Source organism: Mesorhizobium sp. M5C.F.Ca.ET.164.01.1.1, assembly GCF_004792125.1.
Classification (GTDB): domain Bacteria; phylum Pseudomonadota; class Alphaproteobacteria; order Rhizobiales; family Rhizobiaceae; genus Mesorhizobium; species Mesorhizobium wenxiniae.
Map to the genome: position 1 here is coordinate 3,086,760 of NZ_SRTG01000001.1, position 13,285 is coordinate 3,100,044.

16 protein-coding genes and 2 pseudogenes are annotated in these 13,285 nt (G+C 61.9%); 13 read left to right on the forward strand and 5 right to left on the reverse strand.

Annotation, left to right across the window (positions count from 1 at the left end):
- Positions 1–10: 10 nt before the first annotated feature.
- Positions 11–316, reverse strand: coding sequence for a hypothetical protein (locus EN807_RS15220; RefSeq protein ID WP_135935506.1), 306 nt, complete (start codon positions 314–316; stop codon positions 11–13).
- A gap of 123 nt (positions 317–439) precedes the next feature.
- On the opposite strand from EN807_RS15220, the pseudogene EN807_RS15225 reads away from it, so the two are divergent.
- A pseudogene (locus EN807_RS15225) lies at positions 440–1,087 on the forward strand (IS1595 family transposase); the annotation flags it as partial.
- Between the two features lie 46 nt (positions 1,088–1,133).
- Here the strand turns inward: EN807_RS15225 and EN807_RS15230 are convergent.
- Complete coding sequence (locus EN807_RS15230; RefSeq protein WP_135935507.1) at positions 1,134–1,625, reverse strand: ImmA/IrrE family metallo-endopeptidase; 492 nt, start codon at positions 1,623–1,625, stop codon at positions 1,134–1,136.
- Positions 1,622–2,068: a hypothetical protein gene (locus EN807_RS15235; RefSeq protein WP_135935508.1), complete on the reverse strand. Its 447-nt coding sequence runs from the start codon at positions 2,066–2,068 to the stop codon at positions 1,622–1,624. Before EN807_RS15235 ends, EN807_RS15230 begins: the two co-directional genes overlap by 4 nt.
- Positions 2,069–2,293: 225 nt before the next feature.
- On the opposite strand from EN807_RS15235, the gene EN807_RS15240 reads away from it, so the two are divergent.
- From EN807_RS15240 to EN807_RS15280, 10 genes and pseudogenes are all read left to right on the forward strand, one after another.
- Positions 2,294–2,932, forward strand: coding sequence for a hypothetical protein (locus tag EN807_RS15240; RefSeq protein ID WP_135935509.1), 639 nt, complete (start codon positions 2,294–2,296; stop codon positions 2,930–2,932).
- 384 nt (positions 2,933–3,316) lie between these two features.
- Entirely contained in the window at positions 3,317–3,757 is a 441-nt protein-coding gene (locus tag EN807_RS15245) for a hypothetical protein (protein ID WP_135935510.1), read from the forward strand.
- Complete coding sequence (locus tag EN807_RS15250) at positions 3,750–4,187, forward strand: hypothetical protein (RefSeq protein WP_246684111.1); 438 nt, start codon at positions 3,750–3,752, stop codon at positions 4,185–4,187. The genes EN807_RS15245 and EN807_RS15250 overlap by 8 nt, the downstream gene beginning before the upstream one ends.
- Positions 4,153–4,785, forward strand: a pseudogene (locus EN807_RS15255) (terminase family protein); the annotation flags it as partial. The gene EN807_RS15250 and the pseudogene EN807_RS15255, both read left to right, overlap by 35 nt.
- A gap of 411 nt (positions 4,786–5,196) precedes the next feature.
- Positions 5,197–5,952, forward strand: a complete 756-nt coding sequence (locus EN807_RS15260) for a terminase family protein (RefSeq protein WP_135935512.1) — start codon at positions 5,197–5,199, stop codon at positions 5,950–5,952.
- Positions 5,953–5,982: 30 nt separating this feature from the next.
- Positions 5,983–6,552: a hypothetical protein gene (locus EN807_RS15265; protein ID WP_135935513.1), complete on the forward strand. Its 570-nt coding sequence runs from the start codon at positions 5,983–5,985 to the stop codon at positions 6,550–6,552.
- Positions 6,521–6,646, forward strand: a complete 126-nt coding sequence (locus EN807_RS37415) for a hypothetical protein (protein WP_281405198.1) — start codon at positions 6,521–6,523, stop codon at positions 6,644–6,646. Before EN807_RS15265 ends, EN807_RS37415 begins: the two co-directional genes overlap by 32 nt.
- Positions 6,647–7,002: 356 nt before the next feature.
- Positions 7,003–8,169, forward strand: a complete 1,167-nt coding sequence (locus EN807_RS15270) for an acyltransferase (protein WP_135935514.1) — start codon at positions 7,003–7,005, stop codon at positions 8,167–8,169.
- A gap of 150 nt (positions 8,170–8,319) precedes the next feature.
- Positions 8,320–10,053, forward strand: a complete 1,734-nt coding sequence (locus EN807_RS15275) for a portal protein (RefSeq protein WP_135935515.1) — start codon at positions 8,320–8,322, stop codon at positions 10,051–10,053.
- On the forward strand, positions 10,050–10,373 hold the full coding sequence (locus tag EN807_RS15280) for a hypothetical protein (RefSeq protein WP_135935516.1): 324 nt from the start codon (positions 10,050–10,052) through the stop codon (positions 10,371–10,373). Before EN807_RS15275 ends, EN807_RS15280 begins: the two co-directional genes overlap by 4 nt.
- A gap of 15 nt (positions 10,374–10,388) precedes the next feature.
- Here the strand turns inward: EN807_RS15280 and EN807_RS15285 are convergent, their stop codons facing one another.
- Positions 10,389–10,679 carry a hypothetical protein gene (locus tag EN807_RS15285; RefSeq protein ID WP_135935517.1) on the reverse strand — a complete coding sequence of 97 codons (291 nt, stop codon included), beginning with the start codon at positions 10,677–10,679 and terminating at the stop codon, positions 10,389–10,391.
- Positions 10,680–10,918: 239 nt separating this feature from the next.
- Complete coding sequence (locus EN807_RS15290) at positions 10,919–11,233, reverse strand: YMGG-like glycine zipper-containing protein (protein ID WP_127316108.1); 315 nt, start codon at positions 11,231–11,233, stop codon at positions 10,919–10,921.
- A 307-nt stretch (positions 11,234–11,540) separates the two neighbouring features.
- Here EN807_RS15290 and EN807_RS15295 point away from each other — a divergent pair, with 307 nt between their 5' ends.
- Together EN807_RS15295 and EN807_RS15300 are read left to right on the forward strand one after the other, a co-directional pair.
- Positions 11,541–12,113, forward strand: a complete 573-nt coding sequence (locus EN807_RS15295) for a hypothetical protein (protein ID WP_135935518.1) — start codon at positions 11,541–11,543, stop codon at positions 12,111–12,113.
- Between the two features lie 203 nt (positions 12,114–12,316).
- The gene (locus EN807_RS15300; RefSeq protein WP_135935519.1) at positions 12,317–13,225 is read left to right on the forward strand and encodes a hypothetical protein; all 909 of its coding nucleotides are present in this window, start codon (positions 12,317–12,319) and stop codon (positions 13,223–13,225) included.
- Positions 13,226–13,285: the final 60 nt, after the last annotated feature.

Sequence of the window (13,285 nt, forward strand, 5' to 3'; positions counted from 1 at the left end):
GATCGCGATGTCACATCTGGTCGTTGTAGGGTTCCTTCATCCGGCCGACCATGCGCGCCAGTTTCGAGAACGACGGCATGTCCGCCTCCGGCTGGCACTGATTGGCCAGTTCCAGCAGCCGGATCGGGAAGTTGACGGCATCGCGGCTCGACGCCGACATGCCTTCGGAGCGCTCCTCGCTGGTCTCGCTGGCTTCGGCCTTGCGCAAGGCGATGTCTATCTCCTCGACCGAGAGCACGCCCTTGCGGACAAGGACCTGATTGATCGATGCGACGGCCATCAGCAGGCCTTCGAGTTGCAGATTGGCGACATTCATGGCTTTGCTCCCATTGGCAAAATTGCAAACGCGCGAACGCCGGTTCCGATCCAGGTGGCGTGGATCATATCGGTGGGGCAAGAGTGGCCACCCGACGTCGGCTGCTCGTGATGCTCTGATATAGTCACCTACAAGACCGCTTGGTTGATGGCCCACCGCATTCGCTAGGGCATGAAGGAAGACATTGCCTCATCTGGCCCGCTTGGCGGCGAAGGCAAAACCATCGAAGCCGACGAAACCTATTGGGGTCGACGTGAAGACGGCTACGTTTCCCCTGCTCGTAGGGGCCAGCCCTACTTGAAGCGCAAGAAGCCGATGAAGAACGCCATCTTCGGCCTTGTCGAGCGTGGCGGCAGAACCCGCACCGTTCACGTCCAGCACGCCACCCGCGATAGCGTTCGCGAAGTACTGGTCACGACTGCCGATCGCGCCTCGACGCTCGACACCGATGAAAGCAACCTCTATCCGATCACTGGTCAAAGAGTTTGGCAAGCACGACACGGTGAGGCACTCTGCCAAAGAATATGCTCGCGGCGAGGTCCACACCAACACGATTGAGAATGTGTTCTCAGTGTTCAAGCGCGGCATGGTTGGCGTGTATCAGCATTGCGGCGAAGCTCATCTGCGCCGCTACCTTGCCGAGTTCGATTTCCGCTACAATCGACGCACCGCCCTGAAAATCTCAGATGCAGAACGCGCCGAAGATTTGCTTCGTATGGCCCGCGACAAGCGCCTTACTTATCGGCGGATGGTGAAGCCGATCACGCTTAAGCAGAAGGCGAGAAGGCTTCTGTGGGAGATTAAAAAGCAAAAAGATTTAGGCTAATCCAAGAGCCTGCAGGCGATAGCCCATTGCCTCCGGGGAGACTTGGAATTTTTTTGCCAAATCCTTTCGGTCACCTCCCATGGCAGCATGATAACGCTGCACAAGGGGCTTCGGCATCAACAGGCGAGAAGCAAGCCGGTTGGCCTCTACCTCATGCTGCGAGGTGACGCTTTGATTATAGAAATTGCCGATGTTTAGACTGCGGTAGGCCTTGGTATCGTCCAACCCGCGTCCAATCAAATTTCGATGCAGAAGAAAGTGCGCCAGCTCGTGCGCCGTAGTGAATCTGCGGCGGAAATAATGGTCATTTTTGTTGATGGAAATCTTGAATCTTCCATCGTCCAGGAGTTCGATCTGTCCCGCTATCTCAGGATGCAATTCGGCCTTGCGCTCAAGCTCTACCCCAAGCGCTTCAACCATACCTTCGATGTTCACCGGAGCTTCGCCGGTGAAATTCAGAACTATCTCTCCTGGCGTAGTCATTGACCTTCCTCTGGTTCTCCTTCCATTGCTTTGGCGATATCATCGGCAAAGTCAGCACCTTGAGGATCAGTTGCGAGCCCGCCACGTAAGATTTCAGCGTTAACTCGCACCGCCTCGGTGAATAGATGGGGATTACGCTTCACATATTCATCAAGGACCATCGGTAAGCGCTCCCGCACCTCATCCGTGGCTCTCTGGTCTACTACGCCTCGATAGAACCAAAACCCAAGAATCGTCGCAACCGCGATTAAGATGCTCAGAACCGTAATCGATAGAGTTAGAACATCGAGCCTGCCAATTTGGCTGGCGAGGTTCAGAGAATCAGAATGAGAACCAGCCACAACGTCATTCATAAGCGAGGGATCAACGAAATGGTAGTTCCCCATTAGCACGACGATAGCAATCGCCGTCGCAATATGAAGCGCTAAAAAAAAGGAACCCACCCACTCATCCGTCGCCGCCGCCTGACATCCATTGGGCGGCAGTGTGGACTTGCATTCTTTAAGATCGCTTTACTGGCCGCGCATCTGGTATATCGTCACGCCTGCGTCTTTGGTTGGGTGGCGAGACGGGCTTTCTTTTCCTTTATGCGGCTTCGGCGGCGTCTTCATCAGGCGGCGCAAAACCTCGTCGCCCTTTTCCTAGTCTTTGTCTTTGGGGCTTCAGCCATGTCAGAACCTGCACCTAGCATTGATACCTTGATCGCCCACTATGAACTCCGGGTGCCTGTTTCGGTAGGGAGGGCAACGATATCGTGGAACACCCTCTCGCAATCGGTATTTGCGCTATACCAAAGCCTTTCTGGGATGGATTTTGCCGCTGCGAAAGCAACGTTCTTTGTCGTCACCTCTGACCGTTCACAGCGCGACATGACCAGCGAATTGGTCAAAGCTAAACTGCATCCTTCGCACCCCAAATTAGCTAAGCGCGCTCAGTCACTTCTGGCTGACATAAACAAAATCGCAGGGAAGCGGAACGATATTGCTCACGTTATTTTTGTTGATGAGCACAGCCCATCCAAAGTCGCTCAATACCATGAACGGGGCCACCTTAAAGGGAAGTCCGGAGCCGAACTTCTCGATTCCATTGACAAATTCACAATCGACTGTCTCGACATCGCCCTCCACCTGTTTAGGGTCGTTGACGAGGCGCGTCGGCACATGGATGCAACGCAGAAAATTGTCCGAGCACTTCTCGCATATAGGCCTCAACTAGAGGCGGAAGAATTGGCCAATCAGGGGGGATACGGTCTCCTAGATGTTCCTGCCGCCACTCCACACTCTTCTGAAGATGAGCGAGATCAATAGCTACTTCTGGCCCCGGCCCGTCGGGCAATTCCCATATCCTTCGAAGTCTGGTACGTAAAGTTATAATAGGAATTTTTTCTTGGAATCGGCAATGTCACCATTGACTTTGTGACGGCAGTTATGCTATTGATTTGGGCATGGTGCTGATTTGCGCCAACGACCCGCCCGCCGAGGCGGGTTTTTGTTTCAAGCCCCTTTCGAAGGTTCGCTGCTGTGTTGCCGATATCAAATGTCGGCGCCCCCTCTGTCCTGCCGGACATCTCCCTCACAAGGCGCGACGGAACGCGGCCTGGCGATCGTCAGGTTAAGTCAACATCTTTCACCAAAAAGTCTCACCATCATTTCGTAGCGCGCGGCAATGTCGTTTGCCTGCAGGTTTACCCCATGTCACGTTATGCCACCATCATCATTGACGATGACGGCCGTGAGGTCGTCAGCGCCATCGGCCAGTTCGAGGGCCTTCCGCAATTGCGCGCCGGCCGGATTGAAGAGGTGCCGGCCGGCGTGCTGATCGGCATGGTGCGAGGCGGTGCGGTCGATGCGGCCGGCGGCTTCGGCTTTGCCGTGGGAGCACCTGGCATCGACGCCGGTGCGCTCGGCATCGCCCGCGCTAGGCTGAAACAAGTGTCACGACCGGCCGCCGAGGCAACCAACGGGGAGACCGGCGCGGCCAGAGCGCCGCGCGCCAAACCCAGCAAGAAGCCGCGTAAGGCCCGAAGGGCTGCACGGCCGGCGGCGAGCAAAGCGGCGAAGTCCGACACAGCCGGGAGCGCTGCGGCCGGGATCGCGCCAGCCGAGCCCTTCGGGGCCGCAGCCAATGACTGACAAAGCTTCCGCGGCCAAGTCGCCCGGCCGCGCCAGGCGCGAGCCGCCCGGCACACCGGCGCAGCTGCCAGCGCCGCGCCCGAAGCGGGCGAAGAAGACGTTGGGCGATGGTTTCCTCGAAGCCATCCGCGCCGATTTCCGGGCGCATGGCGCCGGCGTCATCGCCGAGGTTCGCACCGAAAAGCCCGACCAGTATCTGAAGATCGTGCTGTCGGTGCTGCCCAAGGATTTGCCAAGGGACCTGCTTGTCAACATCAACAGTCTGGATGCATTGAGCGATGACGAAATCAGGCAGCGCATCCGCGGCCTCGAAGCCGTCCTCAGGCCGTTCCTCGAAAAGCCGGGCCTCGCAACAAGCCTCGCACAGCCGGGCGGCAAGGAAGGAATATCTCAGCCTGCTGGCGGAGCTGGACCGGAGGCGCCGCACTAACCAGCTTGCCGCCTATCGGCCCTATCCCCGACAGGCCGAGTTCCACGCCGCCGGCGCGACCAATCGCGAGCGGCTGTTCATGGCCGGCAATCAGCTCGGCAAGACCAGGGCCGGCGGCGCCGAATGGGCGATGCACCTCACCGGCCGCTATCCCGACTGGTGGCAAGGCAAGGTCTTCGACACGGCCGTGCGGCTGTGGGCGGCCGGCGTCACCGGCGAGGGCACGCGCGACAACCCGCAGCGCATCCTGATCGGCCCGCCGCAGCAGCCGGCGGCGTGGGGCACGGGCATGATCCCGGCCGACGCTATTCTCAGCACCATCATGGGGCGCGGCGCGCCGCACGGGCTGGACAGCGTCGTGATCCGCCACGGCGGCGGCGGCGATGTGCAAGCCGATGAATCGGTGCTGTCGTTCAAGAGTTTTGAGAAGGGCCGCGAGAAATGGCAGGGCGAAACGCTGCACGGCGTCTGGTTCGACGAGGAACCACCGCTCGACATCTATTCCGAAGGCCTGACCCGCACCAACGCCACCGGCGGCATCGCAATAGTCACCTTCACGCCACTGCTCGGCATGTCGGACGTGGTGCTGCTGTTTTTGTCGGCGCAGGAGATGGAGGGGATGGGGAAAGCCAGCGGATGAAGTCGAATCAAGGGTATTTGGTTCCTGCAAGCTGTCTGGCGCGGGCCTTGGGATCGGTTGCTTTCCGAGTGAGCGGTTGGCACCATATCCTTTTGTCGCCCCTCTGATTGCTCCAGACATTGCATATTTTGTTCGGTGTGTCCGGGGCGCAAACTTTGTGTTGGTCCCCGTCGAGCTCATATATATTGCAGGTCTGCTTGCTCGTGTCATAAGGCACGTTCGACTGGCATGCTGACGCACTGGCTGCCATGGCCACAACGATTGCTATGCGGATCATGTATTTCCCCCAATTCATCAGCAACTTCGCATTGATAAACAGTATTATCAATGGCGATAGCTCGTCCGGGCAACTAATTACGGCCAGCTAATATGTCCCGTCACGTCACCTTCATGACCATCGACGATGCCGAGCATTATACGCCGCAGCAGCGAGCCGAGATCGTCGCCGCTTATCCCGCGCATGAGCGCGAGGCGCGCGCGAAAGGTATTCCGGTGCTGGGCTCCGGCCGCATCTTTCCGGTGGCCGAGGAGCTGATCGCCTGCGAGCCGTTCCGGCTGCCGCGCTATTGGCCGCGGCTCGGCGCGCTGGATTTCGGCTGGGATCATCCGTCGGCCGCGGTCGAGCTCGCCTGGGACACGGAGGCCGATGTCGTCTATATCTCGAAAGCCTGCCGCGCGTCGCAGCAGACGCCGGCCATGCAGGCGTTGACCTTGAAACCGTGGGGCGAATGGCTGCCCTGGGCATGGCCGCGAGACGGCCGCCGCGAGACGCTGGAGGGTGCCGGCGTGGCGCTGGCCAAACAATATGGCGCGCACGGGCTGAACATGCTGACCCGCCATGCGCAATTCGCCGACGGCTCGGTCTCGGTCGAGGCCGGGCTGATGGAGATGCTGGACCGCATGCAGAGCGGCCGCTTCAAGGTGTTTTCGACGCTTTCGACCTGGTTCGAGGAGTTCCGGCTCTACCACCGCAAGGACGGCCAGGTGGTGAAACTGCGCGACGATCTGATGGCGGCGACGCGTTACGGCGTGATGATGCTGAGGGAAGCGGTGGTCGACCCGGCGGAGTTCAAGGCGGCGCGGCGAAAGGCCGGGCAGAGCGATCCGCTGGGGGCGTTTCGGTAACTCGACGGCAACCACAGACATGACCGCCTCATGACCCTCCGCATCATCCCCGCTACCTTGCGCGATCTGTCCTATATCGCCGCCAATCTGCGGCCCGAGGACCGGGCCGAGATCGACTGCCAGTTCGACGAATGGTCGCCGGCGCTGCTGGCGCTGACTGCGCTGGAGGGGTTTGCCTATGTCGCCGAGCTCGACGGCAATCCTGAGGCCGGCTTTGGCGCCGCCGAACAGCGCGGCGGCTTATGGATCGCCTGGAGCTGGGGCACGCGCCGCATGAAGCGCTGCGTGCCTTGCATAACCGAGTTCTTCCACGCCGTGCTCGGGCCGAAGGTTGCCGCGCGCGGCGCCTGGCGGGTCGAGGCACGGGCGCTCGCCGCCAATGAATTGGCGCTGCGCTGGCTCGGTCGGCTTGGCGCGACGGAACGCTGCCGCTTGCCGGGTTACGGCCGGAATGGCGAAGATTTTTTACTCTATGACTGGACAAGAGAAAGCTGGAACCATGTGCCTCTTCCAAAAGCCGCCGGCGCTGAAGCCGCTGCCACAGACACCGACCATCGCCGACAAAGACGTGCAGGCGCGCGAGGCGGCACTCAGGGCTGAGCTCGAACAGCGCCAGGGAACGCTGAGCACCGTCAAGACCGATCTGTCGCCCGGTGATCTGACCGGCCAGCGCCGCGTGCTGCTGGGGGTGTGATATGGGCGCGATGAAGCGGGTGTTCAGGAATCGCGGCGGTTTGCCCTGGTGGACCTGGCGGCGGCTGGCGCGGATGGTGAAGAGGCGGGGATAATCTCCCCCCTTGAGGGGGAGATGGCCGGCAGGCCAGGGGGATCTCGCGAAAAGCGCGACTCCATCTTCGCCTCAAAAAGCGTCTCGCCTGTTGAGGCGATCCCCTCTGTCGCCTTCGGCGACATCTCCCCCTCGAGGGGGGAGAGTCGGCAGCTTCCGCGTTTTCCGTAACAACCCGGAGCAATTCGTGTTCGTTCAGCACGGTTGACAATCCTCCTTCAGCCGCCATGCTGCAGTGCAACATGGCAATCGAGGAGTTCGGCATGACGGAAGAAGCCCGGTCATCGCGCATCGAGTGCCTGGACGGGCTTCGGGCGCTCGCCGCGATCTGGGTGCTGATCGGGCACTGCCTGCTGTTGACCGGCTGGCGCATTCCCGTCCTTGGCGAACCGGATCTCGGCGTCGATCTCTTCATCATGTTGTCCGGTTTCCTGATGGTGTTCCATTACCAGCTGCGCCAGGACAAGGAGCCGTGGCAAAGACCGGAAACCTGGCTGAAATTCTGGACCCGCCGCTATTTCAGGATAGCGCCGCTGTTCTATGTCATGCTTTTCGTCGCCCTGGCGCTCGGCCCCTATCTCTACCAGTCCAGGATGGTCATCGACGAGTTCCTGCTGAGATCGCCGCAGGCGCCCGAGCGCTATCTCGACAGCGGGCTGAAGAATATCGGCGCCCATCTGCTGTTCCTGTTCGGCCTGGTGCCGAATTTCGCCTATCGCACGCCGCTGCCCGATTGGAGCCTGGGCCTGGAGATGCAGTTCTACGCACTGTTCCCGGCCATCATGCTGCTGGTCCGCAGGCTTGACTGGATATGGGCGGCCGTCCTGGTCGCGGCGACCGGCAGCGCGGTCGTGTTCCTGATGGGACAATTGTCAATCCGGTTTCCGATGCCGTCGTTCCTGCCGCTGAAAATGCAGATTTTCTTGTGCGGGATGCTGCTGGCGGGCGTCGTCCATCAACGACAGAAGCGGCCTTTCGTGTATCTGGCATTGGCCATGCTGCTGGCCGCGCTGCCCTTCGGCGGCCGCTATGGACTTGGCAAGCTCTTGATGCGGGAAGCGCTGGTATTGGGTTTCTTTGCCCTGGTTCTCTACCGGATGCTGCCGGGAATGGCGGGTATAGTGGCCAGAAAGACAGCCATGACGCTCGCCAATGGGTTCTTTCATCTGATGGGTGAGCTTTCCTTCAGCATCTATCTGATCCATCTGCTGGTTCTCCAGCCGGTCGCGGCTTTCGTGATCACCCAGTACGGCCACGCGCTGTCGGCGCCGCTGCGCTTCGCGATCGTCGTTGCCGTCGTCCTGCCGGTGGTGTGCCTGCTGTCCTGGATCACCTATACGCTGATCGAAGTTCCCGGCCAGAAGATGGGCCGTTTCGTGGTGCAGCGTTTTGGGCGCAGCCCGGCGCTGGACACGACGCCGGCGGAATAAGGCGCTTCCAATCTCCCCCTTGAGGGGAGATGTCGCCGCGACAGAGGGGGTCGCCGATCCACGCGAGACGACCCCCTCTGGCCTGCCGGCCATCTCTCCCTCAAGGGGGAGATCCCCAGCGCATTTGCGTCAAAACTAGCGAGGCTGACCATGAGCGATTCCCGCGCTCGCGATATTCTGTCGCGACAGGCAGAACTGGAGAGCGAGCGCAGCCAGTACGAACATGTCTGGGAGGCGGTGGCCGAATTCTGCGATCCCGACGCGCCCGACATGTGGAGCGGACGCCGCCGGCAGGCCGGCGCGGACTCGCAGGCCGAGCGGCAGGAGCGGCGCGGTGCCCGCGTCTACGCCAACACCATCAACTCGGCAGCCAACCGGCTGGCCGCCGGGCTGGAAAGCCTGATCATCCCGCAGTCGGAAAAGTGGCACGGGCTGTCGACCGCCGCCATGAACGACGAAGAGAGCGACGAGGAAAAGGAATGGGCGGAAGCGCTTCGCGATTTCCTGTTCTCGCTGCGCTATTCCGCCAATTCGAACTTCGTGCCGGCAACGCAGGCCTGCCTGCGCAACGTCGTGCGCTACGGCCCGGCCTATCTCTACGCCGAGGAGGGCTTTGCGCCCCACACGCTGATCCGCTATGCCTCGATCCCCGTGGTCGAGGGCTATCTCTGCCGCAACCGCTGGGGTCAAGTCGACATTTTCCACCGCCGCTACGAGCGCACGGCGCGCCAGGCCGCACAGCTGCTCGGCTATGAGAAGCTGCCGGCGCGGATCAAAATGCTGGTCGACGATCCCGCCAAATGCGAGACCAAGATTTCGCTGATCCAGTGCATCCAGCCGCGCGACGAGCGCAAGATGTATCGGCTGGGCGGATCCTACCAGTATCTCGACACGGCCTTCGCCTCCTATCACGTCCTCGAGGACGAGGAGGTCATCGTCAGGGAAAGCGGTTTCCGCTCCTTCCCGGTGTCGTGCTTCAACTGGCGCCGCTACGAGGGCGATCCCTACGGCATTTCGCCGACCATCGAGGCGTTGACCACGGTGCGCGAGGAAAACGCCGTGCGCCGCTCCGGCCTCAGGGCGCTGCAGCAGGTCACCGATCCGGCGACCGCTTCCAAGGCGCGGCTCGACTATGTGCCGGTGCTCAATCCCGGCGAGAACTATCCCGGCCTGATCGACGATCAGGGACGGCCGCTGATTGCGCCGATCGCCACGGGGCAGAACCCGACCTATGCGTTCAGCTACGCGGAAAGCCGGGCCGAGGAGATCCGCGACATGATGTTCGTCGATCTGTTCCAGACGCTGGTGCAGAACCCGCAGATGACGGCGACCGAAGCGCTGATCCGGCAGGAGGAAAAGGGCGCGCTGCTCGGGCCCTCCGGCTCGATCATCCAGGCCGGTTTTGCCTCGAATCTCGACCGCGAGCTCGGCATCCTCGAGGACAAAGGATTATACGAGGAAGACAGCCGCTTCCTGCCGCCGGCGAGCCTTGCCGGCAAGGCGGTGCGGCCGACCTTCACCGGCCCGCTCGACGTGCTGCGCCGCTCGGCCGAGGCGCGCGATACAATCCAGGTGGTGACCGCGGCCATGCAGATGGCGCAGTTCGACCCCGGCGTGATGGACAATATCGACGGCGACGAGGCGCTGAAGATCGTGCAGAGCGCCGGCCGCAGTCCGCAGCGCATCTTTCGCCGCCAGGACGAGGTTGCCGGTATCCGCGATGCCAGAGCCAAGGCGCAAGCTGCGCAGGCCGGCATGGCCGCGATCGCCAACGCTGGCAAGGTGGCCAAGGATGCCGTGCCCGCCGCCGTGCAGGCGCGCGACAGCGGTCTGCTCGACAGTCTCGGCGGGCTGATGCCGCAGGGCGGCGAGGGCGGCGCATGATCGGCAAACGCTTCGCCCATTCGAGCCAGGCCGGCGGCCCGGCCAAGGCGCAGGATTCGCTGACAAAGGCCTATCTCAGGGTGTTCTCAGGCCAGGACGGCGAGATGGTGCTTGCCGACCTGGCGGCGGCGACCGGCTATTACCGCCGCCCGTCCTATGGCGAGTGGCTGGCCAAGACGAAGACGCCGAACGGCTTCGAACTGCACAGCGCACTGAGCAATGCACGCGCCGAAGTGGTGCAGCACATCATGGGGTTCCTGACGCTGGACGAGGCGCAGCTGGCGGCGCTGGAGAAGGCGGCGAGGCTGGAGGGGAGGTAGGAAGCTGCCTTACGGCTAAGTCTTGCTCAAATCTACGGTGATCCGCATTGGGCTGGTTTTGACGCCTGGCGGCCAACACTTCTGGACCGATTTCGAAAGTTGCCGGGCTGCTTCCGCCGCCGCCTCTGAATGTGGATCATAGGACACAACGGTGATCGACTTGACCTTGCCGGCCTTGTCCAATGTCACCTCGAAAGTGGCTTTGACGTGATTGTCGACAGCGGCCACCGGCAAGACCAGGCAATCGCCGATCACAGCCTGTCTGGCGTGTGCGGAAACCGAACAAACAACCAGCAGCGACGTCATCAAAAGTCGCATCGTCGCCCCCCTTGGATAGCAGACGATAGCGTCTAACCGCGCTGAGGGTAAGGATCAAAACCATGGGGTTGACGCGCCGACGCTGAAACTGCGTCCCTCGCCCCGTTCACGGGGAGAGGATGCCGGCAGGCAGGTGAGGGGCGGCGCCAGCATCTCAGAATTCTGCACTGCCCCTCATCCCCCTGCCGGGACCTTCTCCCCGTAGACGGGGAGAAGGGGGCTATCGCTCAATAGTTGCCGCTGTAATAGCGGTCGTCGCAAGGCGCCGTGTAGATGCGGCCGTAGCGATCCTGATAGCGGCAAAGCTGTTCGCCGCGCCGCTGCGGCGTTGTCGCGCTGCCCACGACCGCCCCCAGCAAGGCGCCGCTGGCTGCACCGATAACCGTGCTCTTGGTGTCGCGGCCAAGGGCCTGGCCGACGAGAGCTCCGCCCGCGCCGCCGACCAGAGCGCCCGTGGTCGCCCTCTGCTGGCCTTCGGTCTGCGCACATCCTGCCAGCGCGGCAGTCACAAGCAGGGCGGCAATGGTTTTGTGCATGGTCATCGTCTGATACTCCGTTGAAGTCTATGAACTAATACACCGGCTGGTTTTGCCAAGTGTTTGCCAAGTGCGGTCGCATTGCGGCGGAACAGCGGCACCATGCCTCACGAAATAAGACATGGTTTCTTTCGTCTTGACGGCCAAGGTCTCCGGCTCGGAAAGCTCATGGTCAAACAAAAAGATCATAAAGATCAGGGTCAAACAAGACGATAGGGTCAGGCTCTATCGAAATGATCAGGCTTCAGCCGCAACGATTCCGCTCGCGGCGGGTCCGCCCGATCCCTCAAATCCCCCAAGAATGGAGAATGCAATGACCCGAGGTCTCCCCCGGACGCTATCCCGTGCCGCCGCCCGAGAGGCCGGCCTTGCCCCGCCCAAAGCCGGGCTTGCCGCCAGCACGAGCGGGCAGGGCGGTTCCTTCCGCACCGTCTTTTCGCTCAACGCCATGCAGGTGCCGGTCACCGATGCGCTTGCCTATGCCAGCCACAAGCTTTTCGATTTCCTCGGCGGCAAGGTGCGCATCAAGGGCGGCACCGCAAGGCTGCAATTCGCCGTGCTGACCACCCGCGCCTCGACCATCAACGACAATGCGGCACTGACCTGGTCGCTCGGGTCGGCGGCGGCGTCAAGCGCTGCGCTCGCCGGTACCATGGTCGATGTGCTGGCTTCGACCGGACGTACGCTGGACGGTGCCGGTGCTGCACTGTCGACCGCTTCGACCGCCGATGTAGCGGCGGCTTTGACGCTCGATGGCACAGTGACGCCGGCCGACCTCTATCTCAACCTTGCCCTCGCCGCCGGCACCGATATCGACGCCGACGGCATGCTGGCCGTTACCGGAACGATCACGCTGCTGTGGGAGAATTGGGGCGATAACGCGTAGCGTTAATCTCCCCCCTGAGGGGGAGATGTCGCCAAAGGCGACAGAGGTGCGACCGGCCCGACATCAGCGACAGATGGAGGTTTGCGCTCCACGCGTTGGTACCCCCCCTCTGGCCTGCCGGCCAACTCCCCCACAAGGGGGAGATACTGGGCCCCACCACCGGCTCCTATCATTAGCCTTTAACCTCAACAAAGGAACATCTCATGACAGATCTGGCAGACGCCGGGTCCGTGGTGGCTTCGCCACCGGCGGGCGACCTTGCACGGCCACCGGCCAACGGGGACAACGGGTCCGCCCCGCCTACGGCCAAGAGTTGGTTTGACGGTCTTTCCGAAGGCAACCGCAAGCTCGCTGAAACCAAGGGCTGGACCAAGCCTGAAAGCCTCGATCGGATTTTCACATCCTATGCGGAGCTGGAACGGCAGCAGGGCGAGAGCCTGCACATTCCCGCAGCGGATGCACCTGGGGAAGACTGGGACAGGTTCCATGCCCGGCTGCCTGAGGCGATGCGCCCGCTGACATCGCCAGACAAGGTCGAGTACAGGCGCCCCGACGGGCTTCCCGAAGACTTCGCCTATTCGGACGAGCTCGCCAACGCGTCCAAGGCCTGGGCGGTCGAGGCCGGCGCCACCCCGAAGGTGGCGCAGGCATATCACGACCGCTTCGTCTGCTACATGGCCGAGCAGGCCAGGGTGCAGCAGATCGCCCTTGCCCGTTCGGTCGAGGCCACTCACGATGACTTGGTCAGGGATTGGGGACCGACCGACAGCGACGGCTTTCACAGGAGATTGGAGGTCGCCAACCGGGCGATGAAGAAGCTCGGCCTGGTCGATGCCTACAAGGCGAAGGGCATCCTTCTGCCTGACGGCGCCTTGACCGATCCGCAGATCGCCAAGGCCTTCCACGCCATCGGCGAGGCGATGTTCAGGGAAGACACGATCGACGGTGGCGCGGCTTTGATCGGCGGCAATCCGTTCAAGCGCAACGCCGCCGGCGAACGCAACCTGACTGACATCTCGGCCCTCGTCCGAAGCGATCCCGTTCGCGCCCGCCGGCTGGCACGCGAGGCCGGCGAAAACCCCGACCTGTGGATACCCAACAACCCACTCTGAACTTGGACCATGATCTCCAGCGAAAACCGGTTCCACTTTTCACTGCGTGGACCTTCGGTT

Coding starts and splice junctions, on each gene's coding strand:
- EN807_RS15220 (WP_135935506.1), bottom strand. CDS start 316: ATGAATGTCGCCAATCTGCAACTCGAAGGCCTGCTGATGGCCGTCGCA.
- EN807_RS15230 (WP_135935507.1), bottom strand. CDS start 1,625: ATGACTACGCCAGGAGAGATAGTTCTGAATTTCACCGGCGAAGCTCCG.
- EN807_RS15240 (WP_135935509.1), top strand. CDS start 2,294: ATGTCAGAACCTGCACCTAGCATTGATACCTTGATCGCCCACTATGAA.
- EN807_RS15245 (WP_135935510.1), top strand. CDS start 3,317: ATGTCACGTTATGCCACCATCATCATTGACGATGACGGCCGTGAGGTC.
- EN807_RS15250 (WP_246684111.1), top strand. CDS start 3,750: ATGACTGACAAAGCTTCCGCGGCCAAGTCGCCCGGCCGCGCCAGGCGC.
- EN807_RS15260 (WP_135935512.1), top strand. CDS start 5,197: ATGTCCCGTCACGTCACCTTCATGACCATCGACGATGCCGAGCATTAT.
- EN807_RS15265 (WP_135935513.1), top strand. CDS start 5,983: ATGACCCTCCGCATCATCCCCGCTACCTTGCGCGATCTGTCCTATATC.
- EN807_RS15270 (WP_135935514.1), top strand. CDS start 7,003: ATGACGGAAGAAGCCCGGTCATCGCGCATCGAGTGCCTGGACGGGCTT.
- EN807_RS15275 (WP_135935515.1), top strand. CDS start 8,320: ATGAGCGATTCCCGCGCTCGCGATATTCTGTCGCGACAGGCAGAACTG.
- EN807_RS15280 (WP_135935516.1), top strand. CDS start 10,050: ATGATCGGCAAACGCTTCGCCCATTCGAGCCAGGCCGGCGGCCCGGCC.
- EN807_RS15285 (WP_135935517.1), bottom strand. CDS start 10,679: ATGACGTCGCTGCTGGTTGTTTGTTCGGTTTCCGCACACGCCAGACAG.
- EN807_RS15290 (WP_127316108.1), bottom strand. CDS start 11,233: ATGACCATGCACAAAACCATTGCCGCCCTGCTTGTGACTGCCGCGCTG.
- EN807_RS15295 (WP_135935518.1), top strand. CDS start 11,541: ATGACCCGAGGTCTCCCCCGGACGCTATCCCGTGCCGCCGCCCGAGAG.
- EN807_RS15300 (WP_135935519.1), top strand. CDS start 12,317: ATGACAGATCTGGCAGACGCCGGGTCCGTGGTGGCTTCGCCACCGGCG.